24 protein-coding genes and 1 other RNA gene are annotated in these 24,654 nt (G+C 71.5%); 18 read left to right on the forward strand and 7 right to left on the reverse strand.

The window, feature by feature from the left end; all coding sequences use genetic code 11:
• Positions 1-61: 61 nt before the first annotated feature.
• Positions 62-1,186: a 5-methyltetrahydropteroyltriglutamate--homocysteine S-methyltransferase gene (locus ABZ215_RS04620; protein ID WP_020418265.1), complete on the forward strand. Its 1,125-nt coding sequence runs from the start codon at positions 62-64 to the stop codon at positions 1,184-1,186.
• Positions 1,187-1,195: 9 nt separating this feature from the next.
• A complete protein-coding gene (locus tag ABZ215_RS04625; RefSeq protein ID WP_020418264.1) occupies positions 1,196-1,972 on the forward strand; it encodes an IclR family transcriptional regulator in 777 nt (258 codons plus the stop codon).
• Between the two features lie 132 nt (positions 1,973-2,104).
• Here ABZ215_RS04625 and ABZ215_RS04630 read toward each other — a convergent pair whose 3' ends face one another.
• Positions 2,105-2,596 carry an Rrf2 family transcriptional regulator gene (locus ABZ215_RS04630; RefSeq protein ID WP_020418263.1) on the reverse strand — a complete coding sequence of 164 codons (492 nt, stop codon included), beginning with the start codon at positions 2,594-2,596 and terminating at the stop codon, positions 2,105-2,107.
• 56 nt (positions 2,597-2,652) lie between these two features.
• Here ABZ215_RS04630 and ABZ215_RS04635 point away from each other — a divergent pair, with 56 nt between their 5' ends.
• From ABZ215_RS04635 to ABZ215_RS04645, 3 genes are all read left to right on the forward strand, one after another.
• Complete coding sequence (locus tag ABZ215_RS04635; protein ID WP_354947735.1) at positions 2,653-3,396, forward strand: NAD(P)H-binding protein; 744 nt, start codon at positions 2,653-2,655, stop codon at positions 3,394-3,396.
• 86 nt (positions 3,397-3,482) lie between these two features.
• Positions 3,483-4,664: a 4-hydroxybenzoate 3-monooxygenase gene (gene pobA, locus ABZ215_RS04640; protein WP_354947737.1), complete on the forward strand. Its 1,182-nt coding sequence runs from the start codon at positions 3,483-3,485 to the stop codon at positions 4,662-4,664.
• Between the two features lie 165 nt (positions 4,665-4,829).
• Positions 4,830-5,546, forward strand: a complete 717-nt coding sequence (locus tag ABZ215_RS04645; RefSeq protein ID WP_020418260.1) for a Clp protease N-terminal domain-containing protein — start codon at positions 4,830-4,832, stop codon at positions 5,544-5,546.
• An 87-nt stretch (positions 5,547-5,633) separates the two neighbouring features.
• Here the strand turns inward: ABZ215_RS04645 and gndA are convergent, their stop codons facing one another.
• Positions 5,634-7,073 carry an NADP-dependent phosphogluconate dehydrogenase gene (gene gndA, locus ABZ215_RS04650; protein WP_020418259.1) on the reverse strand — a complete coding sequence of 480 codons (1,440 nt, stop codon included), beginning with the start codon at positions 7,071-7,073 and terminating at the stop codon, positions 5,634-5,636.
• Positions 7,074-7,292: 219 nt separating this feature from the next.
• Here gndA and ABZ215_RS04655 point away from each other — a divergent pair, with 219 nt between their 5' ends.
• Together ABZ215_RS04655 and ABZ215_RS04660 are read left to right on the forward strand one after the other, a co-directional pair.
• Positions 7,293-8,150 carry a helix-turn-helix transcriptional regulator gene (locus ABZ215_RS04655; protein WP_027935906.1) on the forward strand — a complete coding sequence of 286 codons (858 nt, stop codon included), beginning with the start codon at positions 7,293-7,295 and terminating at the stop codon, positions 8,148-8,150.
• A 34-nt stretch (positions 8,151-8,184) separates the two neighbouring features.
• Entirely contained in the window at positions 8,185-9,027 is an 843-nt protein-coding gene (locus tag ABZ215_RS04660) for an SAM-dependent methyltransferase (protein ID WP_354947740.1), read from the forward strand.
• A 176-nt stretch (positions 9,028-9,203) separates the two neighbouring features.
• Here ABZ215_RS04660 and ABZ215_RS04665 read toward each other — a convergent pair whose 3' ends face one another.
• Positions 9,204-9,368, reverse strand: coding sequence for a hypothetical protein (locus ABZ215_RS04665; RefSeq protein ID WP_020418256.1), 165 nt, complete (start codon positions 9,366-9,368; stop codon positions 9,204-9,206).
• Positions 9,365-9,808, reverse strand: coding sequence for a hypothetical protein (locus ABZ215_RS04670; RefSeq protein ID WP_354711682.1), 444 nt, complete (start codon positions 9,806-9,808; stop codon positions 9,365-9,367). The genes ABZ215_RS04665 and ABZ215_RS04670 overlap by 4 nt, the downstream gene beginning before the upstream one ends.
• Positions 9,809-10,011: 203 nt before the next feature.
• On the opposite strand from ABZ215_RS04670, the gene ABZ215_RS04675 reads away from it, so the two are divergent.
• Entirely contained in the window at positions 10,012-10,263 is a 252-nt protein-coding gene (locus ABZ215_RS04675; protein WP_020418254.1) for a DUF397 domain-containing protein, read from the forward strand.
• Positions 10,264-10,352: 89 nt separating this feature from the next.
• On the opposite strand, the gene ABZ215_RS04680 is transcribed toward ABZ215_RS04675, so the two are convergent.
• A complete protein-coding gene (locus ABZ215_RS04680) occupies positions 10,353-10,940 on the reverse strand; it encodes a hypothetical protein (RefSeq protein WP_354947742.1) in 588 nt (195 codons plus the stop codon).
• Between the two features lie 177 nt (positions 10,941-11,117).
• Here ABZ215_RS04680 and ABZ215_RS04685 point away from each other — a divergent pair, with 177 nt between their 5' ends.
• The 5 genes from ABZ215_RS04685 to ffs all read left to right on the forward strand — a co-directional run bounded on the left by ABZ215_RS04685 (position 11,118) and on the right by ffs (position 16,620).
• Positions 11,118-11,867: a response regulator transcription factor gene (locus tag ABZ215_RS04685; RefSeq protein ID WP_272882129.1), complete on the forward strand. Its 750-nt coding sequence runs from the start codon at positions 11,118-11,120 to the stop codon at positions 11,865-11,867.
• Positions 11,845-13,341, forward strand: coding sequence for an ATP-binding protein (locus tag ABZ215_RS04690; protein ID WP_354947744.1), 1,497 nt, complete (start codon positions 11,845-11,847; stop codon positions 13,339-13,341). The genes ABZ215_RS04685 and ABZ215_RS04690 overlap by 23 nt, the downstream gene beginning before the upstream one ends.
• A 78-nt stretch (positions 13,342-13,419) precedes the next feature.
• Positions 13,420-14,652 carry a bifunctional glycosyltransferase family 2/GtrA family protein gene (locus ABZ215_RS04695; protein ID WP_027935902.1) on the forward strand — a complete coding sequence of 411 codons (1,233 nt, stop codon included), beginning with the start codon at positions 13,420-13,422 and terminating at the stop codon, positions 14,650-14,652.
• 15 nt (positions 14,653-14,667) lie between these two features.
• Positions 14,668-16,515, forward strand: coding sequence for a glycosyltransferase family 39 protein (locus ABZ215_RS04700; protein ID WP_354947747.1), 1,848 nt, complete (start codon positions 14,668-14,670; stop codon positions 16,513-16,515).
• An 8-nt stretch (positions 16,516-16,523) separates the two neighbouring features.
• Positions 16,524-16,620, forward strand: an RNA gene (gene ffs, locus ABZ215_RS04705) — signal recognition particle sRNA small type.
• 125 nt (positions 16,621-16,745) lie between these two features.
• Here ffs and ABZ215_RS04710 read toward each other — a convergent pair.
• On the reverse strand, positions 16,746-17,456 hold the full coding sequence (locus ABZ215_RS04710) for a class I SAM-dependent methyltransferase (RefSeq protein WP_354947749.1): 711 nt from the start codon (positions 17,454-17,456) through the stop codon (positions 16,746-16,748).
• A 50-nt stretch (positions 17,457-17,506) separates the two neighbouring features.
• Between ABZ215_RS04710 and ABZ215_RS04715 the strand changes: the two genes are divergently transcribed.
• The gene (locus ABZ215_RS04715; protein ID WP_354947751.1) at positions 17,507-19,606 is read left to right on the forward strand and encodes a DNA polymerase III subunit gamma and tau; all 2,100 of its coding nucleotides are present in this window, start codon (positions 17,507-17,509) and stop codon (positions 19,604-19,606) included.
• Between the two features lie 786 nt (positions 19,607-20,392).
• Here the strand turns inward: ABZ215_RS04715 and ABZ215_RS04720 are convergent.
• Positions 20,393-21,217: an N-acetylmuramoyl-L-alanine amidase gene (locus ABZ215_RS04720; RefSeq protein WP_354947753.1), complete on the reverse strand. Its 825-nt coding sequence runs from the start codon at positions 21,215-21,217 to the stop codon at positions 20,393-20,395.
• A gap of 60 nt (positions 21,218-21,277) precedes the next feature.
• On the opposite strand from ABZ215_RS04720, the gene ABZ215_RS04725 reads away from it, so the two are divergent.
• The 4 genes from ABZ215_RS04725 (at position 21,278) to ABZ215_RS04740 (ending at position 24,627) form a co-directional block, all read left to right on the forward strand.
• On the forward strand, positions 21,278-21,646 hold the full coding sequence (locus ABZ215_RS04725; protein ID WP_027936203.1) for a YbaB/EbfC family nucleoid-associated protein: 369 nt from the start codon (positions 21,278-21,280) through the stop codon (positions 21,644-21,646).
• 9 nt (positions 21,647-21,655) lie between these two features.
• Positions 21,656-22,252: a recombination mediator RecR gene (gene recR, locus ABZ215_RS04730; protein ID WP_017985548.1), complete on the forward strand. Its 597-nt coding sequence runs from the start codon at positions 21,656-21,658 to the stop codon at positions 22,250-22,252.
• 14 nt (positions 22,253-22,266) lie between these two features.
• A complete protein-coding gene (locus ABZ215_RS04735) occupies positions 22,267-22,824 on the forward strand; it encodes a uridine kinase (protein ID WP_020420267.1) in 558 nt (185 codons plus the stop codon).
• Positions 22,825-22,962: 138 nt separating this feature from the next.
• Positions 22,963-24,627, forward strand: a complete 1,665-nt coding sequence (locus tag ABZ215_RS04740) for an ABC transporter substrate-binding protein (protein WP_354947755.1) — start codon at positions 22,963-22,965, stop codon at positions 24,625-24,627.
• The last annotated feature ends 27 nt before the right edge of the window (positions 24,628-24,654 follow it).

Genomic DNA, 24,654 nt, shown 5'->3' on the forward strand with positions numbered 1-24,654 from the left:
GGGTTGCCGCGGGGCGGAAGGCGGGCTTGTGCGCGGTGGTGCGCTGCCCGAAGATCGGGGCATGACTGTGCGCACGACACCGCCGTTCCGCGCCGATCACGTGGGCAGCCTGCTGCGGCCCGCCGAACTCCACCGGGCCCGCGAGGACTTCGCCAAGGGCGCCATCGGCGCCGGCGACCTGAAGGCCGTGGAGGACAGCGCCATCCGCGACGTCGTCGCGATGCAGCGCGAGGTCGGGCTGCGCTCGGCCACCGACGGCGAATTCCGCCGCGCCTCCTGGCACATGGACTTCATCTACGCCCTCGACGGGATCTCCCGCAGCGACGAGAAGCTGCACGTCAAGTTCCACAACGCGGCCGGGGACATCGAGTTCAGCCCGGCCGGGCTGAAGGTGGACGGCAAGGTCGGGCTGTCCGGCACGATCTTCGGTGACCACTTCGCGTTCCTCAAGTCCATTGTGGACGACACCCAGACGCCGAAGCAGACCATCCCGTCGCCCAGCATGATCTACTACCGGGGCGGTCGCCGCGCCGTCTCCGAGCAGGTCTACCCCGACCTGGAGGAGTTCTACCGCGATCTGGCCGACGCGTACGCCAAGGAGATCGCCGGGATGGCCGAGCTGGGCTGCACCTACCTGCAGCTCGACGACACCAGCCTCGCCTACCTCAACGACCCGGCGCAGCGGCAGCTCGTCGCGGAGATGGGCGGCGACCCGGACAAGCAGCACGTGCGCAACATCAAGACGATGAACGCCGCGCTCGCCGGCCGCCCGGAGGGGCTGACCGTCACCACCCACCTGTGCCGCGGCAACTTCCGCTCCTCGTGGGTGGCCTCCGGCGGGTACGACTTCGTCGCCGACGCGCTGTTCAACGAGCTGGAGGTGGACGGCTACTTCCTCGAGTTCGACGACGAGCGCTCCGGCGGGTTCGAGCCGCTGCGGTTCGTGCCGAAGGGCAAGTACGTCGTGCTCGGCCTGGTCACCACCAAGCGCGGCGAGCTGGAGTCGGTCGACTCGCTGCGGCGGCGCATCGACGAGGCGGCGCGCTACGTCGACCTGGACCAGCTGTGCCTGTCCGGGCAGTGCGGGTTCTCCTCGACGGAGGAGGGCAACGACCTCACCCAGGACGAGCAGAAGGCGAAGCTGGAGCGGATCGTCGAAACCGCCGAGCTCGTGTGGGGCCGTTAACCTGGGCTGATGCGGCACACATCGGCGCAGGCGCCCTCGGTCGTCGACCGCGTGCTGGACGTGCTGGCCGCGTTCACCCCCGAACGTCCGGCGATGACGCTGTCCGAGCTGAGCCGCCGCACCGGGCTGCCGTTGTCGACCACGCACCGGCTGGTCGGCGAGCTGGCGCGGCGCGGGGCGCTGGAGCGGCAGGACGACGGGCAGTACCGGGTCGGGCTGTGGCTGTGGGAGGTCGCGTCGCTGTCCCCGCGCGGGCCGGTGCTGCGTGACGCGGCCATGCCGTTCCTGGAGGACCTGTACGAGGCCACGCACGAGAACGTGCAGCTCGCGGTGCTCGACGTGCCGGACGTCGTGTACGTGGAGCGGATCTCCGGGCGCAACGCGGTGAGCATCGTGTCCCGCCCCGGCGGGCGGCTGGCGGCGCACGCGACCGGCGTCGGGCTGGTGCTGCTCGCGCACGCGCCGTCCGACGTGCAGGAACAGGTGCTGGCCGCGCCGCTGCGCCGGTACACGCCCAAGACGATCACCGGGGCCGACGAGCTGCGCCGGGTACTGGCCGACGTGCGGCGCGACGGGTACGTGATCAGCGACCGGCAGGTGGAGATGGTGTCCCTGTCCGTGGCGGCGCCGGTGTACGGGGCCGACGACGCGGTGGTGGCGGCGATCTCGATCGTCATCCCGGCCGCTGGGCCGGATCCGAGGTCGATGGTGCCGGCCGTGCGGGCGGCGGCGCGGGGGATTTCGCGGACCTTGGGGGCGCCACGCGCCTTGCGGCAGCCCAGCTGAGGGGGTTGGGTTTTGCGGGCTGGTGTGATGCCGGTGCCAGCGAGCGGTGGACGCTGCGACGCCCCCAGTTGAGCCGAGGGGATCTCGGGGGCTGGGCGCGTCCGGGGCACCTCGGCCCAGCTGAGCCAGGCCTCAGCTGATCCGCCGGGCCGGGGTGATGCCGGTCAGCAGGCGGCGCGTGCGTTCGGGTGCCCACTCCGGCAGCCCGGCCACGATGTCGCCGAGGGACTGCGCCGCCAGGCTGGCCCGCCAGGCCTCGTGGGCCTCTGCCATCTTCGCCGCCAGCACGCACGTGTCCCGGCAGTCCTCGGGCGGCAGCGCGCCCCTGCCCCGCTGCCGGATCTCCCGGCACTCGTACGGCGCGGACGCCCCATCGACCGCCTCGACGATCTCCAGCAGTGTGATCTCCGACGCGGGCCTGGCGAGCCGGAAACCGCCGCGGGGGCCGGTCGTCGCCGTCAGCACGCCGGCCCGGACCAGCGCTTTCAGCTGCTTGGCGAGGTAGGGCGCCGGCAAGTCGAAGTACTCCGCGAGCTGCGCCGTCGACGCGGTGGACCCCGGCTCGAGCTGCGCCAGCGAGGTGGCGCAGTGCAGAACCCACTCGGTGCTCGATGGCAGCTTCACAACCCCAGTGTATCTCCGATATTATGGACCTAAGACATCCACAATAGGAGGAAGCAATGCGAATCGCAGTCGCCGGAGCCACTGGCAACATCGGCAGCCGCACCGTGGCCGCGCTCGAGCGGGACGGGCACGAGGTCGTGCGGATCAGTCGCTCGCTCGGGGTCGACCTCGCCACCGGCGCGGGCCTGGACGACGCCCTGACCGGCGTCGACGCGGTCGTCGACGCCCTCAGCGCGCCACCGATGAGCAGAGACGAAACGGTGGCCTACTTCGGGAACGCCACGCGCAACCTGCTCGCCGCCGAGGAGCGCGCCGGCGTGCGGCACCACGTCCTGCTGTCGATCCTCGGCGTCGACCGCGTCGAGGGCAACGCGCACTACGCGGGCAAGCGCGAGCAGGAGGACCTGGTCGCCGCCGGCGTGGTGCCGTGGTCGATCGTCCGCGCCGCCCAGTTCCACGACTTCGCCGAGATGGCCGCGGGCTGGGGCGAGCAGGACGGGGTCGTGACCATCGCGCCGCTGCTGGTGCAGCCGATCGCCCCCGCGGACGTGGCCGCCGTGCTCGCCGAGGTCGCCACCGGCGAACCGCTCCGCGACCGCCTCGACCTCGCCGGCCCGGAGCCGCAGGACCTCGTCGACATGGCGCGCCGCACGTACGCGGCGCGCGGCCGGTCGGCGAAGTTCGTGCCGACCTGGTCCGGCCTGTTCGGGCCGGAGATGGCCGGTGAGGTGATGCTGCCCGGCGAGGGCGCCCGGCTCGCGCCGACGACGTTCGACGACTGGCTCGCCGAGCAGCACTGAGCTCCCACTGAGTGGAAGCCCTGCTGGCCCACGGCCCGGGCCGACCCGCATGCTGGGTGCCGGAACAGCGGAGTTTGGAGGACGCAGTGACGCGCACACAGGTCGGGATCATCGGCGCCGGGCCGGCCGGTCTGCTCTTGTCGTACCTGCTGCACGCCGAGGGTGTCGACGCCGTGGTCCTCGAGACGCGCAGCCGCGCCTACGTGGAGAAGCGGGTGCGCGCCGGGGTCTGCGAGCACCCGACGGTCGAGCTGCTGCGGGAGATCGGCGTCGGCACGCGGTTGGACGCCGAAGGCCTGCCGCACCACGGGTTTTCGCTGCGGTTCGACGGGCAGGACCACCGAATCGCGCTCACCGAGCTGACCGGCAAGTCGATCACGGTGTACGGGCAGCAGGAGATCGTCAAGGACCTGATCGCCGCGCACGAGGCCAAGGGCTACCCGATCCACTTCGAGGTCAGCGACGTCGAACTCCACGACGTGGACACCGACAACCCGCGCATCACCTACCGGGACGCCGACGGTGCGGCGCAGACCCTGGCGTGCGACGTGATCGCCGGGTGCGACGGCTTCCACGGCGTCAGCCGCCCGACGATCCCCGCGGACAAGGTCAAGACCTTCGACCGCGAGTACCCGTTCGCGTGGCTGGGGGTGCTGGCGCAGACCCCGCCGTCGCACGAGGAGCTGATCTACACCCACCACGAGCGCGGGTTCGCCCTGCACAGCATGCGCTCGCCGGAGATCACGCGGCTCTACCTGCAGGTGCCCAGCGACGAGAAGATCGAGAACTGGTCCGACGATCGCATCTGGTCCGAGTTGGACGTCCGGCTCACCACGAACGCGCACGACTTCGTGTTGCGTGAGGGGCCGATCCTGGACAAGGGCATCACGCCGATGCGCAGCTTCGTCACCGAGCCCATGCAGTACGGACGGCTCTTCCTCGCCGGCGACGCGGCGCACATCGTGCCGCCGACCGGGGCGAAGGGCATGAACCTGGCCGTCGCCGACGTGCGCGTGCTGTCCCGCGCGCTGGTGGAACTGTTGCAGCACAAGCGGAGCGAGCTGGCGGAGTCCTATTCGGACACCTGCCTGCGGCGCGTGTGGCGGGCCGAGCACTTCTCCTGGTACATGACCTCGATGCTGCACGTGGACCCCTCGGCGGACGACTTCACCCGGCGGCTCCAGCTGTCGCAACTGCGGTACACGGCGTCCTCCCGCGCCGCGGCGACCAGCGTGGCGGAGAACTACGTGGGGCTGCCGTTCGCCTAGGGGGCGCCACGTGTTTTCCGCGCGTGCGTCGAAATCGCGGTGCGCTCCCGGCCACGCCAGAGAAATTGACGGGAAGCGCCGACGAGGCGGTTGATCTCAGTTCGCCTCAAGCGGAAACGTCAACCTTGGGTTGACGACCCAACATCGTCAACCTAGGGTTGACGCATGACCAGTTCAGTTCGCCTCGACGACTTGATCGAGGCCATCAAGCGGCAGCACCCGGACTCCGATCCCCTCCAGCAGCTCTCCGACGCGGTGCTCCTCGGTGAGCACCTCGGCGACGTGGCCGACCACCTGATCGGCCACTTCGTCGACCAGGCACGGCGGAGCGGCGCGTCGTGGACGGAGATCGGCGCCAGCATGGGCGTTTCCAAGCAGGCGGCGCAGAAGCGGTTCGTGCCGAAGGATTCCCCCGGCGCCGGCATGGAGGCGTTCAGCCGCTTCACCGAGCGCGCCCGCCGGGCGGTCGTGAACGCCGAGAAGGTGGCGCGCGGCGCCGGCAACGAGCAGATCGAGACCACGCACATCCTGATCGGCGTGATCGGCGAGCGGGACGGCCTCGCCGCGAAGGCGGTGGAAAACCTCGGCGTCACACCGGAATCGGTCGGCGAACGGGTCAACGCGACCCTCCCGCCGCCGGTGGACGGCGAGCTGCCCGCGCACATCCCGTTCAGCCAGGACGGCCGCAAGGTCATCCAGCTCACCGTGCGCGAAGCGCTCCGACTGGGGCACAACTACGTCGGCACCGAGCACATGCTGCTCGCCCTGCTCGACCAGGCCGAGGGGCCTGCCTACGAGGTGCTCACCGAACTCGGCATCACGAAGGACGCCGTCGAGGGGCAGATCCGCGAGATGCTGCGGGGCATGTTCCCGGACGCGTGACGGGCGCCGCGCGGGCGCCCGTCACGCGCGCCGGCTATGGCCAGCCGCTTCCCGCCACCATCCTCAACGGCGACGCTTCGCGTCCAGCTATGCCCCGACCTCGGGGCGGCCGTCCTCGGCCCAGCGGGTGTGGAACGAGCCCTCCCGGTCGACCCGGCGGTAGGTGTGCGCGCCGAAGAAGTCGCGCTGCCCCTGCACCAGGGCGGCCGGGAGGCGCTCGGCGCGCAGGCCGTCGTAGTAGGCCAGCGCGGTCGAGAAGCCCGGCGTCGGGATGCCCAGCCGGACCGCGGTGGAGATCACCGACCGCCACGAGTCCTGCGCGTCCTCCACGGCCTTGCGGAAGTCGCCCGCCGTGAGCAGCGTCGGCAGGCCCGGCTCGGCCGCGTAGGCGGAGCGGATGTCGTCCAGGAACTTCGCCCGGATGATGCAGCCGCCGCGCCAGATCGCGGCCAGCGCGCCGAGGTCGATGTCCCAGCCGTACTCCGCGCCACCCGCCTGGATCTGGTTGAAGCCCTGCGCGTAGGCGACGATCTTCGACGCGTACAGCGCGCGCTCGACATCGTCGGCGAAGGTTTCCGCCGCCGCGCCGGTCAGCGGGGCGCGCGACGGGCCGGGCAGGCCGCGGCTGGCCGCGCGCAGGTCCGCGCTGCCGGACAGCGACCGCGCGAACACCGCCTCCGCGATGCCGCTGATCGGCACACCGAGGTCCAGGCCGATCTGCACGGTCCAGCGGCCGGTGCCCTTCTGCTCGGCCTGGTCGGTGACCACGTCGACGAACGGCTTGCCGGTCGCGGCGTCGGTGTGCGCCAGCACCTCGGCGGTGATCTCGATCAGGTACGAGTCCAGCCGACCGGTGTTCCAGGTGCGGAACACCTCCGCGATCTGTGCCGGCTCGTACCCGAGCGCGCCGCGCAGCAGGTCGAACGACTCCGCGATCAGCTGCATGTCGGAGTACTCGATGCCGTTGTGCACCATCTTCACGAAGTGCCCGGCGCCGTCCGGGCCGATGTGGGTGCAGCACGGGTCGCCGTCGACCTTGGCCGAGATGCTCTCGAACAGCGGGCCGAGCGACTCGTAGGACTCCTTCGAACCGCCGGGCATGATGCTCGGCCCGTGCAGCGCGCCCTCCTCGCCGCCGGAGACGCCGGTGCCGACGAAGTGCAGCCCGCGCTCGCGCAGGGCGGCCTCGCGCCGCCGGGTGTCGGCGAAGTGCGCGTTGCCCGCGTCGACGATCACGTCGCCCTCTTCCAGCAGCGGCGCGAACTCCTCGATGACCGCGTCCGTCGGGGCGCCGGCCTTGACCATGATCACCAGCTTGCGCGGCCGTTCGAGCGCGTTCACGAACTCCTGCGCGGAGTAGGTGGGGATGAATTCGCCTTCGTCGCCGAACTGCTCCACCAGGTCGCGTGTGCGCTGTTCCGAGCGGTTGTGCAGGGCGACGGTGTGCCCGTGCCGCGCCAGGTTGCGCGCCAGGTTCCGGCCCATGACGGCCAGGCCCGTGACGCCGATGCTCGCCTTCTTGCTCATGCGCAGCCTTCCCTCTCGAAGCTCTCTCCGCACCCTAGCGCGAAGCCCTGTTCCCGCAGGTGAACGCGTGAGTAACTAGCGTTCAACCACTTTTCCTGCCAAACTCCATCCAGTCATCGCCGCGCTACGGTGCGGCATGGAGTACGGTCATGGGTTCCACTACGAGGGGACGAGGCGGGACGAGGTGCCGTGGAGCGGGTGAGGGCGCGGAAATAGGCAATGGCTAGCACCGTTACTTCCCGTCGCAAGCAACTCGGCAACGAGCTCCGGCACGCGCGACTGGCCGCGAAGATGACCCAGCAGCAGGTCGCCGAAGTGCTCGGGTGCACGCAGGGCAAGGTCAACAAGATCGAGTCCGGCGCGGTGGGCGTCAAGCTCGGCGACGTGCGCACCATGCTGGAGGCGTTCGGCATCAACGGCGACGAGTCGGAGGCGCTCATGAGCCTGGCGCGCGCCGCGGCCGGGCAGCGGGGCGCCTGGTCCGGCTACCGGTCCGTCGTGCCGCACTGGTTCCGGACGTTTACCGACCTCGAGCCGGCCGCCGTCGAGATCATGACGTGGCACGGCGAGCGCATCCCCGGCCCGCTGCAGTCCGAGCACTACATGCTCAAGCAGTTCACCGAGTTCGGCGCCACCGACGTGACGTCGCTGGTGCGCAACCGGCTGGACCGCAAGGCCGTCTTCGACCAGCCGCAGCCGCCGTACTACCGGTTCATCATCAGCGAGGCCGCGCTGCACCGGGCGCCCGGCGGCCGGGCGCCCGCCGTGATGCTGGACCAGATCGAGCACCTGCTGGAGCTGGACCGGCGCCAGCGCGTGTACATCCACGTGCTGCCGTTTGGGGCCAGGCTGGCCGCGGTGCCCAACGACTTCACGATCATGCGCTTCCCCGACCGCACCCGGGACTTCGTCTACATCGAACACTCGGCGGGCGGGATCTACCTGGACGACCAGAAGGACTTCCAGCTGTTCGTCGACGCGTGGGACCGCCTGCGCGGCGCGGCGCTGGAACGGCAGGAGACGCGCGAGTTCCTGAAGAACATGGCCGATCAGTACCGCGTCGCGATGGGAGCCTAGGCTTCGTTCAAGATCAACTTGTTGGGGGCTGGGCGTGGCTGAACCGGATCAGGACAACGTGGACCTGGACCGTCCCAACGCCGTCCGGATGTACGACTACTACCTGGGCGGCACGGGGAACTGGGCGATGGACCGCGTCCTCGGGGACAAGGTCCTGGCCGAGGTCCCGTTCGCGCCCCTGATCGCGCGCGCCAACCTGGAGTTCCTGGAACGGGTCCTGCGGTACTGCGTGCGCAACGGGATCGACCAGTTCCTCGACGTCGGCTCCGGCGGGCCGACGGTCGGCACCGTGCACCGGATCGCCGACGCGCTCGACCCGCGCAGCCGGTGCGTGTACGTGGATCGCGAACAGGTCGCCGTCGCACACGGGCAGCTGCTGCTGGAGCGCGAGGGCGACCCCGAGCGGCACGCGATCGTCCGCGCGGACCAGCGCGATCCGGACGCTGTGTGGCAGGCCGCGATGGGGGCCGGAGTGCTCGACCGGACCCGGCCGATCGCGTTGATCTTCTGCGCGGCGCTGCACTTCATCCCGAACGCCGAGCCGGCAGGCGAAATGCTGGCCCGTTACCGCGCGCCCCTGCCCGTCGGCTCGTACCTGGTGATTTCCCACGCGACGTTCGACGACCTGGACGTGCCAGCGGAGTACGCGGCGAGCATCCGGGCGGCGTTCGAGTTGTACGAGAAGTCCGGCACGCCCGCGTTCTCCCGGCGGCACGACGAGATCGTGTCGTTCTTCGGCGACTTCGAGATGGTGGAGCCGGGCGTGGTGTGGCTGCCGCAGTGGCGGCTGGACGAGGCGCCGTCCCCGGTGACGCAGAACTTCGTGGCGAACCCGTCGATGTCGATCGGGTGGTGCGGAGTGGGCCGGAAGCGCTGAATCGTTCGTCCCGCACCCGCCCGGGTGTCAGCCGACCGATATCCGGCGCCCGGCTGACCGTTCCGGCGAACGGTAGTCCTCAGCTGCGGAACCCGGTCGACCTGGTCGTGCCGGGGGACTCCGACACGACGATCGCGACCATCCAGCGGTTCCCCGTCAGGGTCGGGCAGTAGCCGTCAGCCGCGGGGCCGGGGCAGCGCCAGTTCCGCGTTGTGCCGCCACGCGTGCCAGTGCCGCCGGAACGAGCGCGGCAGCAGCGTCCACCGGCGACGGCCGGGGGTGTGCACCGCGGGCTCGCTCCGGTGCGGAGCCGTCGAGTCGGTCAGGATCCGGACGGTCATCTCCGTCCCCCTTCCAGTAGCGGCCGGGGATTCCGGCAGACGCCCGCCGTGGCGAGGCAGTGCTCGCACGGCATGCCGGCCCCGATGGGCAGCCATTCGATCTCCGGCAGCCGGAGGCGCGCGCCGCAGCCGGCGGTCAGCGCGCCACGCAGGACCGTGCCGGGTTCGAGCGGGAACAGGTGCGCGCAGCGCCGGGTCTCGCGCGCGGTGCCGGGGGCCGGCCTGCCGATCACGGTGACCGGGCCCGGCCAGTCCTCGCGCAGGTACCAGACCGCCGAGGCGTCGGCGTCCGCCGCGAGCCAGCCGAGCATCCGGGAAAGCGCTTCCGCCGGGCTGCCCACGCGAGCGGCCTCGTCCCGGCCGTTGACCTTGCCGACGACCACGAACGGGTCCGGCCGGCACGGGGCCGCGGGCCGCTCCGCGACATCCACTCCGAGCACCGTCGACCTCCCCCAGAACACGCGACGCGGGTCTGTGATCGACCCGACCGGCGGGAATAATCCTACTCCTGGAATAATCCCAGTGTCGAGTGGTCAAAGTTTGCATCACCCGACTGGACCCACGTGGTTCCAACGAAAGGACCAGGGATCGCCCCGCTTCGCCACGCGGCGGGACGGGACCTCAGGCACGGAGGTAGGGACTGATGCCGGAATACCCGCGACCGGTGGATTACGACCCGCAGACGGCGGCGCACCTGTTCGACGAGTCGAAGTGGCAGAAGTCCTTCGCCAGCGAGCCCAACGGCGGGAACTGCGTGGAGGTCAACATGGCCGCGCCGGGGCTGGTCGGGGTCCGCGACACCAAGCTGGCGAGCAGCCCGGTGTTCGTGTTCGACGCCGGCGAGTGGGCGGCCTTCCTCGAAGGGGTCAAGGCGGGCCAGTTCGACCTGCGCTGATCCGGGATTATCGAAACTCGTGTGTTATTGACCACATCCGGGCGAGTGGCGCTTCCGGGTCGCCGGACGACCCGGAAGCGCCTGCCGGATCAGTTGGACGGCCTGCTGCCGCCGCCCGGAAACCCGCCCTGACCACCGGGGAAGCCGCCCTGCTGTCCACCAGGGAAGCCCTGCTGGGCCGAGCCGTCGGTGACCGACGTGGCGGTGGCGGTGTCGCCGGAGACCTTCGCCAGCACCGTGACCGTCGAGCCGGTGGCCAGGTTGCCAGCCTTCTCCGTCGACGAGTCGATCACGTAGGTCTGGGTGTAGCCGTCCTTGCTCTTGACCGTGATCGAGGTGGCGCTCAGCGCGCTGACCTCGCCGGTCTGGAACCGCTCGATGGCGTAGCCGCCGTCGGCCGACACCGTGAAGTCGCCGTGCAGCGCCTCGCGCAGGATCGACGCGGTGCCGCCGGCGCCACCCATCATGCGTCCGCCGCCGGGGAAGCCACCCATCCCGCCCTGCTGGTTCGCCTCGGACGAGGTGCCCGCGTAGATCGCGACCCCGCCGACGGCGGCGATGACGACCGCGACGGCCGCGGCGATCGCGGTCTTCCTGCCGGACCACTTCGGCGCGGGCGGTTGCGGGTCGCCCCACGCGGCGGCAGGTGCCTCGGTGGTCGTCGGCTCCGTGCTCATCGTGTCCCTTTCGCGTTCGGTCGCGGCAGGGTCCGCCCCTGCCACCCCACAGGTTCGGCGGCCCGGCTGTGCGGAGGCTGTGTGCGAGGTGGGCGGACCCTGTGCGCGTCCACCGCTCACAGGGAACACACAGACGGGTCACAGGGAAGACCCACCGGAGCGGTCGAAGATGGGACCATGACCAGCATGAACGCCGCGACGTCCGGTGCGGGCAAGGCCGATCTCAAGCACCCAGACGGCTCGGCGGTGCGCGTCCTCGTGGTCGACGACGAGGAGACCCTGGCCGAGCTGGTGTCGATGGCCCTGCGCATGGAGGGCTGGGAGACCCGCAGCGCGGGCACCGGCACCGAGGCGGTCCGCGTGGCTCGCGACTTCCGCCCGGACGCCGTCGTCCTCGACGTGATGCTGCCCGACTTCAGCGGCCTGGAAGTGCTGAGCAAGCTGCGTGCCGAGGCGCCGCACCTGCCCGTGCTGTTCCTCACCGCGCGGGACGCGGTCGAGGACCGCATCGCCGGGCTGACCGCGGGCGGCGACGACTACGTGACCAAGCCGTTCAGCCTGGAAGAGGTCGTGCTGCGGCTGCGTGCGCTGCTGCGCCGCTCGCGGGTGGTGTCCGCCAACGAGGGCTCGACGCTGACGGTCGGCGACCTGACCCTGGACGAGGACAGCCGCGAGGTGTTCCGCGGCGGCGACCCGATCTCGCTGACCGCGACCGAGTTCGAGCTGCTCCGCTTCCTGATGCGCAACCCGAAGCGGGTGCTGTCCAAGGCCCAGATCCTGGACCGGGTGTGGAGTTACGACTTCGGCGGACAGGCCAACATCGTGGAGCTCTACATTTCCTACCTGCGGAAGAAGATCGACGCGGGCAGGGAGCCGATGATCCACACCATGCGCGGCGCGGGGTATGTCCTCAAACCGGCAGGCTGAGCACGCCCGCCCGCGGCGGCTCCTGCCCTCCTCCCTGCGCGGCAAGCTGATCGCGCAGGTCATCGCGCTGCTCGCGCTCGTGTGCCTGGTCGTCGGCCTGGTCACCGAGATCGCGCTGCGCAGCTTCCTCTACCACCAGCTCGACGACCGCCTGGCCGCCGCGAGCGAGCGCGGCACCCGCCAGCCGCCGCCGGGCTCCTGGAACGGCTCGCCCAACCAGCCGCCGCCGGACTCGCTCCGGGTCCCCGGGCAGGGCATCGGCACGCTGGCCGTCGTCGTCTTCCCGGACGGCGCCGTGCGGGCCGGGGTGCTGCGCGGGGGTTCGACTTCCTCGGACAACCCGTTCCCCAGCGATCCGGTGCCGTCCGCGGAGCTGCGCACCCTGCTCGCGCTGCCCGCCGACGGCAAGCGGCGCAGTGTCGACCTCGGCGACCTGGGCGACTACCGGGTCGTGTCGGTGCGCGCGCACGACGGCGCGCTGCTGATCACCGGTCTGCCGCTGGCGGAGGTGAACGAGACGCTGTGGCGGCTCGGCTTCATCTTCGGCGGGGTCGCGCTCGGCGGCCTGCTCATCGCGGGCGGGCTCGGCGCGATCACCATCCGCCGCACCATGCGCCCGCTGGACCGGCTCGCGGACACCGCGTCGAAGGTGTCCCAGCTGCAGCTCGACCGCGGTGAGGTGGCGTTGTCGATCCGGGTGCCGCCGGTGGACACCGACACCCGCACCGAGGTCGGCAAGGTCGGCGCGGCGTTCAACCAGATGCTCGGGCACGTCGGCGCGGCGCTGAACGCGCGGCAGGCCAGCGAAAGCCGGGTGCGCCAGTTCGTCGCCGACGCGAGCCACGAGCTGCGCACGCCGCTCGCGGCCATCCGCGGGTACGCCGAGCTGGCCCGGCGCAGCGGTGATCAGGTACCGCCGGACATCGCGTTCGCGATGGGCCGGGTCGAGTCCGAATCGGCCCGGATGACCACCCTGGTCGAGGACCTGCTGCTGCTCGCGCGCCTGGACTCCGGGCGGCACCGCGTCTACGAGCCGGTCGACTTGTCCCGCATCGTCGCCGACGCGGTGTCCGACGCGCACGTCGCCGGGCCGGACCACCGGTGGCAGTTGGACGTGCCTGCCGACCCGATCACCGTCGTCGGCGACGCCGACCAGTTGCACCAGGTCGTGCTCAACCTGCTCAACAACGCCCGCACCCACACCCCGCCGGACACGGTGGTCACCACCAAGCTGTCCGTCGAGGACGACGAGGTCGTGCTGCGGGTGACCGACAACGGACCCGGCATCGCGCCGGAGGTCCTGCCGACCGTGTTCGAGCGGTTTGCCCGCGGCGACACGTCCCGGTCCCGCGCGGCCGGCAGCACCGGGCTCGGGCTGGCGATCGTGGCCGCCGTCGTCGCCGCCCACCGCGGCCGCGTCGGCGTCCAGAGCAAGCCGGGTCACACCGAATTCACGGTGTGTTTTCCCAGGTAGCCCGTTCGGGAGCCGCTCACAGGCTCCGCACAGCTCGGGCACATGATCGCCACAACGCGGCGGGCCACCGTCGGTGTCATGACGACCTCCGCCGACGCCTCTCCCGCACCTCGGCCGGCCGACCCGCAACGGAGCACGTCCCCGGTCCTCGACGTCGTCGTCCCCGTGTACAACGAGGAGACCGACCTCGCGCCCTGCGTGCGCCGCCTGCACACCTACCTCTCCGACGCGCTGCCCTACCCGTTCCGCATCACCGTCGCCGACAACGCGAGCACCGACTCGACGCTGTCGATCGCGCGGGCGCTCGCCGCCGAGCTGCCCGAGGTCGAGGTGCGCCACCTGGACCAGAAGGGCCGCGGCCGCGCGCTCAACGCCGTCTGGTCCGCCTCCGACGCCCAGGTGCTGGCCTACATGGACGTCGACCTGTCCACCGACCTCGCCGCGCTGTTCCCACTGGTCGCGCCGCTCATCTCGGGGCACTCCGACCTGGCGATCGGCTCCCGGCTGGCCCGCGGCGCCCGGGTGGTGCGCGGGCCCAAGCGCGAGTTCATCTCGCGCTGCTACAACCTGATCCTGCGCGGCGCGCTGGCCGCCCGGTTCACCGACGCGCAGTGCGGCTTCAAGGCGATCCGCGCCGAGGTCGCCCGCGAGCTGTTGCCGCTGGTCGAGGACACCGGCTGGTTCTTCGACACCGAGCTGCTCGTCCTCGCGCAGCGCTCCGGCCTGCGCATCCACGAGGTGCCGGTGGACTGGGTGGACGACCCGAACTCGTCGGTCGACATCGTCGCCACCGCCACCGCGGACCTCAAGGGCGTCGCCAGGATGATCCGCGGCTTCGCCCGCGGCACCCTGCCCATCAGCCAGATCCGCGCCCAGCTGGGGAGGCACCCGATCGCCGTCACCGAACCCGGCGTCCCGCCGAAACTGGCCAGGCAGCTCGTCCGGTTCGCCGCGATCGGCGTCGGCAGCACCCTGGCCTACCTGGTGCTCTACGTGCTTCTGCGCACCGGCGTCGGCGCGCAGGCCGCGAACCTGATCGCGTTGCTGGTCACCGCGGTCGCCAACACCGCGGCCAACCGGCGGTTCACCTTCGGCGTGCGCGGGTCGAAGGGCGCGGGGCGGCACCAGTTCGAGGGCCTGATCGTCTTCGGGCTCGGGCTGGCGCTGACCAGCGGATCACTCGCGCTCCTGCACGCCGGCGCCGAACCGGGCCGGTTCGCCGAGCTGGTGGTGCTCGTGCTGGCCAACCTGGCCGCGACCGTCCTGCGGTTCCTGCTGTTCCGCAACTGGGTCTTCCGAAAGAACCGATAGGAGAACCGACTCGACATGTCGACTGCGGCTGTTTCCTCCGATCCGGCCCGCCTCGGGCCGGTCCCCGCCGCGGCGCGAACGCGGACCGCGGGCCGTCCGCCGTGGGTCCGGCCGTCGGTCGCCGTCCTGCTGGTCGCGACCGCCGCGCTGTACCTGTGGAACCTGAGCGCGTCCGGGTACGCCAACGACTTCTACGCCATGGCCGTGCAGGCGGGCACGAAGAACTGGGAGGCGCTGTTCTTCGGGTCGCTGGACCCGGGCAACGTCATCACCGTCGACAAACCGCCCGCGTCGCTGTGGCTGATGGCGCTGTCCGGGCGGCTGCTCGGCTTCTCCAGCTTCAGCATGCTGCTGCCCAACGCGTTGTGCGGCGTGGGTTCGGTGGCGCTGCTGTACGCCGCGGTGCGGCGCACGTCGGGTCCGCTGGCCGGGCTGATCGCCGGGGCGGCGCTCGCGCTGACGCCGGTCGCGGCGCTGATGTTCAAGTTCAACAACCCGGACGCGCTGCTGGTGCTGCTGATGGTGGCCGGCGCGTACTGCACCGTCCGGGCGCTTGACCGGGCGAGCACCGTCTGGCTGATGCTCGCCGGCGCCGCGCTCGGCTTCGGGTTCCTCACCAAGATGCTGCAGGCGTTCCTGGTGCTGCCCGCGTTCGCGCTGGTGTACCTGGTCGCGGCGCCGACCGGGCTGGGCAGGCGGCTGCTGCAGCTGGTTTACGCCGCGGTCGCGCTCGTCGTCGCGACCGGGTGGTGGATCGTCGCCGTCGCGCTGTGGCCCACCGAGTCCCGGCCCTACATCGGCGGGTCCACCGACAACACGCCGCTGGAGCTGGCGTTCGGCTACAACGGCCTCGGCCGCATCTTCGGCGGCGACGGCAACGGTGGCGGTGGTGGCGGCATGGGCGGCAACACCATGTTCGGCGGCGAGACCGGCCTGTTCCGCATGTTCGGCGCCGCGTTCGGGGTGGAGATCTCGTGGCTGCTGCCCGCCGCGCTGATCGCGCTGGCCGCCGGGCTGTGGTTCACCCGGTTCGCGCCGCGCCTGGACCGGACGCGTGCCGCGCTGCTGCTGTGGGGCGGCTGGACGGTCGTCACCGCGCTGGTGTTCAGCTTCATGAGCGGCACGATCCACCCGTACTACACGGTGGCGCTCGCCCCGGGCATCGCCGGGCTGGTCGGCATCGGCGCGGTGGAACTGTGGCGCGGACGGCACAACTTCGCCGCGCGGATCGTGCTGGCGCTGATGCTCGCGGCGACCGGTGTGTGGGACTTCATCCTGCTGGCGCGGACGCCGTCCTGGCAGCCGTGGCTGAGGTGGGTGCTGCTGGTGCTGACCGCGCTGGTGGTGGCCGGGCTGCTGTTCGGGCTGGACCGGATCCGGCGCGCGGGAATCGTGCTCGCCGTCGCCGGGGTGATCACCGGGCTGCTCGCGCCAGGGGCGTACGCCGTGGTCACCGCGAGCCAGGGGCACACCGGGTCCATCCCGACGTCCGGGCCGTCCGGCAACTCGATGGGCTTCGGCGACCGGGCAGGAGTCGAGTCGGCCGAACTGATCGCGCTGCTCCGGCAGACCACCACCAAGTGGTCCGCGGCGACCAACGGCTCCCAGTCCGCGGCCGGCCTCGCGCTGAACTCGGACACCGCGGTGATCGCCATCGGCGGCTTCAACGGCGGCGACCCCGCACCGACGCTGGCGGAGTTCCAGCAGTACGTCGCCCGCGGCGAGATCACGTACTACGTCTCCGGCGGCATGGGCCGCGGCGGCTCCGGCGAGATCGCGCAGTGGGTGGCGGAGAACTTCACAGCTCAGACGGTGGGCGGCAGCACGGTCTACGACCTGACGACAGGTGCGACGACCGGTTGAGTACACTGAAGGCGGACCCCCGCGGCGTCCATCCTGTGAACCTCCCCAGGGCCGGAAGGCAGCAAGGATAAGCAGGCTCTGACGGGTGCGGGGGTCCCCTTTCATGAAGGGCCTCGCCCTTCTTGAAAGGGGACTTCGTCCACTGTGTCTTTCGGGGGGCGACCCCCCGGGCCCCCACGGTGCGAGCTCCTCGGCCTGGCGGGCGCTGGGCGCGTTGGGTTTGGACCAGCTCAGGTTTCGGCTGTCAGGATCGGCTGGAAGAAGCCGCTCTCCTCAGGCTCGTGCCACATCGGTCCGGAGAATCCAGCCACGTCGACCAGGTCCTGCAACTCAGCGCGGGTGATCGCCCAGTACGTCGTCGCGTGGATCTTGACTGTCAGGTCGGGGAGTACCTGGAACAGCTCCACGTCGTAACGTTCGCCATCGGGGTGCCAGTGCCAGAGTTGGAAAGTGATCGTGCGGCCGTCCGGGGCCTCGTGCACTGACGGGGGTGTGGCGGCGGGGTGGGTGCGTCTTGCCTCGTCGTAGTCGCGGGTGCTCAGGATCAGCCGGCCGGGTTCGCGCAGGACGCGGTGCATCTCGGTGAGCGCCCGGAGCACGTCCTCGGGCGTGAGCAGGTGTGGGAGTGAGTTGTCGGCGCAGACGACGGCGTCGAAGGTCGCGGCCGGGAACGGCAGGGCGCGCATGTCGGCGGCGGCGACCGGGAGGTCGGGCACCCGGGCCAGCGCGCCGGGGCTGAGATCGGTGCCGACCACACGGTGCCCGAGCGCGGCCAGGCCGACGGCCTGCGTGCCGATGCCGCACGCGCAGTCCAGCACCCGCTGCGGGTGTCCGCCCAGCAGCCGGTGCAGCGCTTCGCCCTGGCGGCGGACGCTCGACGGCCAGTCCGCGTAGATGCGGTGGTAGTCCGCGGCCAGCCGGTCGTAGAAGCGGCGGGTCACGCCCAGCAGGCTAGTCCGAGCTTGTCGGTGGCGGCCGGTACTCTCGCCTCGTGGCCCTGGCTCTCTACCGCAAGTACCGTCCGGCGACCTTCGCCGAGGTCGTCGGGCAGGAGCACGTCACCGAACCGCTGCGTGCCGCCCTCACCGCGGGCCGCATCAACCACGCGTACCTGTTCAGCGGGCCGCGCGGTTGCGGCAAGACGTCCAGCGCGCGCATCATGGCCCGTTCGCTGAACTGCGTCGAAGGCCCCACCCCGGACCCGTGCGGCAAGTGCGATTCGTGCCGCGCGCTGGCGCCCGAGGGGCCGGGCAGCATCGACGTCACCGAGCTCGACGCGGCCAGCCACGGTGGTGTCGACGACGCCCGCGAGCTGCGCGACCGCGCCTTCTACGCGCCCGCCGAGTCGCGGTACCGGGTGTTCATCATCGACGAGGCCCACATGGTCACGACGCAGGGTTTCAACGCCCTGCTGAAGATCGTCGAGGAGCCGCCGGAGCACCTGATCTTCATCTTCGCGACCACCGAACCGGACAAGGTGCTGCCCACCATCCGGTCGCGGACGCACCACTACCCCTTCCGGCTGATCCCGCCGAGCGCGATGCGTGACCTGCTGGAGCGCAACGTCGCGGCCGAGGGCATCCACGTCGACCCGGCCGTGTACCCGCTGGTGATCCGCGCGGGCGGCGGCTCGGCGCGCGACACCCAGTCGGTGCTGGACCAGCTGCTGGCCGGCGCGGGCCCGGACGGCGTGACGTACGACAGGGCCATCTCGCTGCTCGGCGTCACCGACTCGGCGCTGATTGACGACATGATCGACGGCCTCGCCGCGGACGACTCGGCTGCGGTGTTCGGAACGGTCGAGCGCCTGGTCGAGGCCGGGCACGAGCCGCGACGCTTCGCCAGCGACCTGCTTGACCGGCTGCGTGACCTGGTGCTGCTGCGGTCGGTCCCGGACGCGGCGGCGCGCAACCTGGTGTCGGCGCCCGCGGACGAGCTGGACCGCATGACGGCGCAGGCCGAGCGCGCCGGCCTGGCGACGCTGACCCGGTACGCGGAGATCGTGCACAACGGCCTGCTGGAGATGCGGGGCGCCACCGCGCCGCGGCTGCTGCTGGAGCTGTTGTGCGCCCGGATGCTGCTGCCGTCGGCGTCGGAAAGCGAAGCGGCGGTGCTGCAGCGGTTGGAGCGCCTGGAGCGGCGGGTCACCGTGAGCGGCGGGGGAAGCCTGCCCGCCGCTGATGGGCAGGTCGCCGCTGCCGCACCCGAGCGGTTCCAGCGGCCGTCGCAACGCGCGGCGGCTCCGGCGGCTGCCGCCGAGGTGGCTGCCGCGCCGTCACGGCCGGCCGCTGAGGCTGCTGCCCGTCCGGCGCCGGAAGCACCGGTCCGCCGGGCCACTGAGCCGACCGCCGCGCCGGAGCCCGCGGCTGCGCGCCCGGCTCCGGCGGCGTCGCGTCCTGCTGCCGGTCCTGCTGCCGGTCCCGCGGCGCCGGAGGCGCCGGTGCGGCGCCCCACCGAGCCCGCGGTCCCCGACGAGGCTCCCGCCGGGGCGCCCGCGCCGGGCGGGATCGACGCGGCCGCGATCCGCCGGGTCTGGCCGGACCTGCTGGCCGCCATCCGCAAGACGAGCCGCAGCACCGAAGCGATGATGATCAACGCGACGGTGCAGAGCGTCGAGGGTTCGACGGTCGTGCTGGCGCACAGCGCGGAGCCCCTCGCGCGGCGGTTGTCGGAGCCGCGCAACGCGGACTTCATCGCCGGCGCGCTGCACGAGGTGCTCGGCGGAACGTGGCAGGTGCGGTGCGTGCACGGCGGTGGCGGCGGAGGAGGTTCTGCCCGCCGCGACGGCGGCCCGAGCCCGCGCCCGAACCCGCCCACGCGGGAGGCCCCGCAGCAGCAACAGCGAACCTTCCAGCGCCCGACGCCGGCGGCCGCCCCGGCCCCACCGCCCGAGCCCGCGCCGAGGGCGCCGCAGCCGCCCCCGGAGCCCGCGGACGACATCCCCCTCCCGCCCGAGCCGGAGGACGAGGAATCGATGATGGCCGAAACGGGCGGGCCGGTGCCGGACATCGCGCCCGCACCGCAGAACGACCCGGAGGAACAGGCGCGCCGCCTGCTGGCCGAACACCTGGGCGCACGGCCGATCGACTGACCCCCGCGGTGGGCGGGTCGGGCGCTGGCGGCCACGGAGCGGCCAACGCTGCGCGGTGGCTGCGGGAGCCGCACCCGGTGGGGGCTGGTGCCGCGGGAGTGGATTCACGGGTGCGCGGTGGCTGCGTGAAGGGCTGCGGGGGCCGCGCCCGGTGGCCTGGCGGCCACGGAGCGGCCACTGCGCGGTGGCTGCGGGGGCGGCACCCGGTGGGGGCTGGTGCCGCGGGAGTGGATTCACGGTGCGCGGTGGCTGCGTACAGGGTTGCGGGGGCCGCGCCCGGTGTGGCCTGGTGGCGCGGGAGCGGATCAACACCGCACAGTGGCTGCGTGCAGAGCCGCGGGAGCCGCACTCGGTGTGGCCTGGTGGCGCGGGAGCGCGGGCCACACCGCGCAGTGGCTGCACACAGGGTTGCGGGAGCCGCGCCCGGTGTGGCCTGGCGGCCACGGGAGCGGGCCAACGCGGTGTGCTGTGCTCCGGCGGCTCGCCTGAGCCGGTGGCCCCCACGGAGTGGGGCTGCGCGAAGCGCCGCGGACTCCGCGCGTGGCGCCGCTTCCACAGTTGGGGGTCAACGGCGTGGGGCTGGTGGGCGCGGGAGCGGGGCAGTGCTGCGCGGTGGGCAGGCTGGCTTGCCGGGCTGGAGTTGCTGGCCCCACGGAGTGGGGGAAGGCGGCGGAATCCGGGCGTGGCGTGGGACAGAGGCTGCGGATGCGGGCCAGCTCGGGGTGCCGGAGCCGCTGGCCCCACGGAGTGGGGCATGCCCTGGAACGAGCCAAACCCGCCCAGGGATCAGAAACCCGCGTGCTCCCGCAAGAAAGCCACCACGCCGGAAGCGATCGCCGCGGCGTAGCGGGCTCGTCCGTCCACACTGGACATCGCCGCGGCCTCCGCGGCATTTCGCATGTTCCCGCACTCCACCAGGACCGCGGGGCGTTCCGAGAGGTTCAACCCGGCCAGATCATCCCGCGGGGCCAAGCCGTCGGACCCCAGGTAGTTGGACAACGGGAAACCCCCGGCGAGCAAACCCGAACGCACCGCCTCGGCCAGCTCCACCGACGGCGCGCCCTGCGCCGCGTTCAGTGGGGGTGCCGAGTACGCCACGTGGAAGCCCCTGGCGCCCGCCGACGTGGCGCCGTCCGCGTGGATCGACACCACCGCCGCCGCGCCGGCTCGGTTTCCGATCGCCGCCCGCTCGTTCACGCACGGGCCCACCCCGGTGTCGTCGGCGCGCGTGTAGACCACCCGCACCCCCTGCGCCTCCAACAGCGAACCCACCCGCTGCGCCACGTCCCAGTTGAACGCGTGCTCCGCGTACCCCCGGTCCGTCGCGGTCCCCGTCGTGTTGCACGGCTTCGTCTCGCCGCGTCCGGCGGGCACCGGGGCGTTGATCACGTCCGGCCGCCGCGCGTTGCCGCCGTTGTGCCCGGGGTCCAGCACCACCGTCACCGGTTCCCGCGCGACCGACGAGGTCACAGACGACGACGCCGGTGCGGGAGCCGAAGACACCCGCGCCGCCGCGGACGGAACGGGCGGTGGCGGCACGGGCGACGAGCACCCCGCGACCAGCAGCACCCCGCTCAGCACCAACCCCACGAGACTGCGCACGGCGAACACGGTGCCACAGCCGACCGAGCTACGCTGGGACCCACAGGACAGCACGACGAAACGGGGATCATGGTGCAACCCGGCGGTGGAATGCCCGACATGCAGGCCATCCTGCAGCAGGCGCAGCAGATGCAGCAGCAGCTCGTCGCCGCGCAGGAGGAGCTCGCCCGCACCGAGGTGACCGGCACCTCCGGCGGTGGCCTGGTCAAGGCGACCGTCACCGGCGGCATGGAGCTGAAGTCCCTGCAGATCGACCCGAAGGCGGTCGACCCTGACGACACCGAGACGCTCGCCGACCTGGTGGTCGCCGCGGTGCGGGACGCGATGAGCAGCGCCCAGAAGCTCACCGAGGAGAAGCTCGGCCCGGTCGCCGGCGCCCTCGGCGGTGGCGGCGGCATGCCCGACCTCGGCGGACTCGGTCTGCCCGGCCTGAAGTAGCGGGCCCCGTTGTACGAAGGCGTAGTCCAGGACCTGATCGACGAGCTGGGACACCTGCCCGGCATCGGTCCGAAGAGCGCGCAGCGGATCGCGTTCCACCTGCTCGCCGCCGACCCGGCCGACATCGCCCGGCTGCAGGACGTGCTCGGCAAGGTCCGCGAGGGCGTGCAGTTCTGCGAGATCTGCGGCAACGTCTCCGAACAGCAGCAGTGCCGCATCTGCCGGGACGCCCGGCGTGACACGTCGCTGATCTGCGTGGTCGAGGAACCCAAGGACGTGCTCGCCGTCGAGCGCACCCGCGAGTTCAAGGGCCGCTACCACGTGCTGGGCGGCGCGCTCGACCCGCTGTCCGGCATCGGTCCGGACCAGCTGCGCATCCGCGAGCTGCTGGCCAGGCTCGGCGCGGAACAGGTCACCGAGGTGATCATCGCGACCGACCCGAACACCGAGGGCGAGGCCACCGCGACCTACCTGGTGCGGATGCTGCGGGACTTCCCCGGCCTGACCGTCACCCGGCTCGCGTCCGGCCTGCCGATGGGCGGCGACCTCGAGTTCGCCGACGAGCTCACCCTCGGCCGCGCCCTCTCCGGCCGCCGCGCCCTTTGACGCTGGCCGACGACGTGCTGGCCGGCCCGCCCCGCTGCGGGCGGGTCCGGCTGGTCGCCGTCGACGGCCCGTCCGGCGCGGGCAAGACCACCTTCGCGGCGCGACTCGCCGCCGACTTCCGGGCACGCGGCGCGGCGACCGCGGTCGTCGCCACCGACCACTACGCGACGTGGGACGACCCGGTCGCCTGGTGGCCGCGGCTCGTCTCCGAGGTCCTCGACCCGCTCGCCGCGGGCCGTCCCGCCGTCTACCGCCCACTGGACTGGACCACCGGTGAGCCGCGGCCGGGGCCCGTCCGCACGGTTCACCCGGTCGACGTAGTCGTCCTCGAAGGGGTGTCCTCCGGCCGCGCCTCGATCCGGCCCCGCCTGTCCGCGCTGTGCTGGGTCGCGGGCCCGGACGCCGAAACTCGGCTCGAACGGGCAGTGTCGAGGGACGGCGAGGGCATTCGAGGCCCGCTGACCGCGTGGCAGCGGTTCGAATGTGGTTGGTTCGCCGTTGACCTTACCCACCAGTACGTACACCCGAACGGCCTAGTACTTTCGTCCGAACTTACGCAGGGTGAGCACTGAACGTAACCCCGTAAGCCAAATGTGTTCGCACGTCCGGTTTGACGTAGCGCGATCGTAACCTCACGCGCTTAACGAATTCCCAACATGCGGACTAGGGTCGTCGATCACGTACCCGAACTTTCTCCTAGGAGTGCCACCATGCTCCCAACGCGGGCAGTTGGGTTGCGCCGCATCGCCCTGATCGGGCTTGCCGGCGCCCTCGCGGTCACGACGGCCGCTTGCGCTTCCGAGCGCGGCTCGGGCGACAGCGCCAGCGACACCTTCATCTTCGGCGCGGCCGGTGCCCCGAAGAACTTCGATCCGATCTTCAACGACGACGGCGAAAGCTTCCGCCCCGCCCGCCAGATGTTCGACACCCTGGTCACCTACAAGCCGGGCACCACCGAACTGGAGGGCGGCCTGGCCACGGCGTGGACGCCGAGCAACGGCAACACCACCTGGACCTTCACGCTGCGGCAGGGCGTCAAGTTCCACGACGGCACCCCGTTCAACGCCGCGGCGGTCTGCTTCAACTTCGACCGCTGGTACAACATGAAGGGCGCCGCCGCCCAGAGCCAGATGATCTACTACGGCGACGTCTTCGAGGGCTTCGCGCAGAACGAAGGCGACATCAGCGGCGACCCGGTCTACAAGAGCTGCGAGGCCAAGGACGAGCACACCGCCGTCCTCAACCTCAACAAGGCCAAGGGCGCCTTCCCGGACGCGTTCGGCCTGACCTCGCTGTCCATGTCGAGCCCGGACGCGCTGAAGAAGTACGACGCCGACAACGTGACCCAGAGCGGTGAGGCGTTCACCTACCCGGCCTACGCCACGGACCACCCGACGGGCACCGGGCCGTACAAGTTCGAGAGCTTCGACAAGGCCAACAACACGATCACCCTGGTCCGCAACGAGGACTACTGGGGCGAGAAGGCCAAGACGGCCAGGCTGATCTTCAAGATCATCCCGGACGAGAACGCCCGTAAGCAGGAGCTGGCCGCGGGCACCATCGACGGCTACGACTTCCCGAGCCCGGCGGACTACAACTCGCTCAAGCAGGCAGGCGACCAGGTCCTGATCCGGCCCGCCTTCAACATCCTGTACCTGGGCATCAACCAGAAGAACAACCCGAAGCTGCAGGACGTGCGGGTCCGCAAGGCGATCGAGTTCGCGATCAACAAGGACCAGCTGGTCAAGAACCGGATGCCGTCCGGCGCCTACCCGCAGGACCAGTTCCTGCCGAACAACGTGCCCGGCTACACCCCCGCGGTGGAGAAGCACAGCTACAACGCCGACACCGCCCGGCAGTTGCTGGCCGAGGCCGGCGCGAGCGACCTGACGCTGAACTTCTACGTCCCGACCGAGGTCACCCGGCCCTACATGCCGAACCCGGTGGACATCGCCGCCGCGATCACCGACGACCTGAAGGCCGTCGGCATCAAGGTCAACGTGGTCCAGGAGCCGTGGAACGGCGGGTACAAGGACTCCGTGCAGAAGGCGGGCAAGCACGACCTGCACCTGCTCGGCTGGACCGGTGACTACGCCGACCCGGGCAACTTCGTCGGCACGTTCTTCGGGCGCACCAAGCCGGAGTTCGGCTTCGACAACCCGCAGATCTTCGACGCGCTGTCCAACGCCGACGCCCAGACGACGCCGGAGACCAAGAAGTCGGCCTACGAGAGCGCCAGCGTGCTGATCTCGCAGTACGTCCCGGCGGTCCCGCTCTCGTCGTCGCCGCCGGGGATCGTGGTGCGGTCCGATGTCCAGGGCCTGATCCCGACCCCGCTGACCGACGAGCGCTTCTACACGGTCACCAAGGGCTGAGTTCCGCCACCGAGGGCGGGGAAGCGT

Source organism: Amycolatopsis sp. NPDC006131 (assembly GCF_040614175.1).
Classification (GTDB): Bacteria; Actinomycetota; Actinomycetes; order Mycobacteriales; family Pseudonocardiaceae; genus Amycolatopsis_E; species Amycolatopsis_E tucumanensis.

Coding starts and splice junctions, on each gene's coding strand:
- ABZ215_RS04620 (WP_020418265.1), top strand. CDS start 62: ATGACTGTGCGCACGACACCGCCGTTCCGCGCCGATCACGTGGGCAGC.
- ABZ215_RS04625 (WP_020418264.1), top strand. CDS start 1,196: ATGCGGCACACATCGGCGCAGGCGCCCTCGGTCGTCGACCGCGTGCTG.
- ABZ215_RS04635 (WP_354947735.1), top strand. CDS start 2,653: ATGCGAATCGCAGTCGCCGGAGCCACTGGCAACATCGGCAGCCGCACC.
- ABZ215_RS04645 (WP_020418260.1), top strand. CDS start 4,830: ATGACCAGTTCAGTTCGCCTCGACGACTTGATCGAGGCCATCAAGCGG.
- gndA (WP_020418259.1), bottom strand. CDS start 7,073: ATGAGCAAGAAGGCGAGCATCGGCGTCACGGGCCTGGCCGTCATGGGC.
- ABZ215_RS04655 (WP_027935906.1), top strand. CDS start 7,293: ATGGCTAGCACCGTTACTTCCCGTCGCAAGCAACTCGGCAACGAGCTC.
- ABZ215_RS04665 (WP_020418256.1), bottom strand. CDS start 9,368: ATGACCGTCCGGATCCTGACCGACTCGACGGCTCCGCACCGGAGCGAG.
- ABZ215_RS04675 (WP_020418254.1), top strand. CDS start 10,012: ATGCCGGAATACCCGCGACCGGTGGATTACGACCCGCAGACGGCGGCG.
- ABZ215_RS04680 (WP_354947742.1), bottom strand. CDS start 10,940: ATGAGCACGGAGCCGACGACCACCGAGGCACCTGCCGCCGCGTGGGGC.
- ABZ215_RS04685 (WP_272882129.1), top strand. CDS start 11,118: ATGACCAGCATGAACGCCGCGACGTCCGGTGCGGGCAAGGCCGATCTC.
- ABZ215_RS04690 (WP_354947744.1), top strand. CDS start 11,845: ATGTCCTCAAACCGGCAGGCTGAGCACGCCCGCCCGCGGCGGCTCCTG.
- ABZ215_RS04695 (WP_027935902.1), top strand. CDS start 13,420: ATGACGACCTCCGCCGACGCCTCTCCCGCACCTCGGCCGGCCGACCCG.
- ABZ215_RS04700 (WP_354947747.1), top strand. CDS start 14,668: ATGTCGACTGCGGCTGTTTCCTCCGATCCGGCCCGCCTCGGGCCGGTC.
- ABZ215_RS04725 (WP_027936203.1), top strand. CDS start 21,278: ATGGTGCAACCCGGCGGTGGAATGCCCGACATGCAGGCCATCCTGCAG.
- ABZ215_RS04740 (WP_354947755.1), top strand. CDS start 22,963: ATGCTCCCAACGCGGGCAGTTGGGTTGCGCCGCATCGCCCTGATCGGG.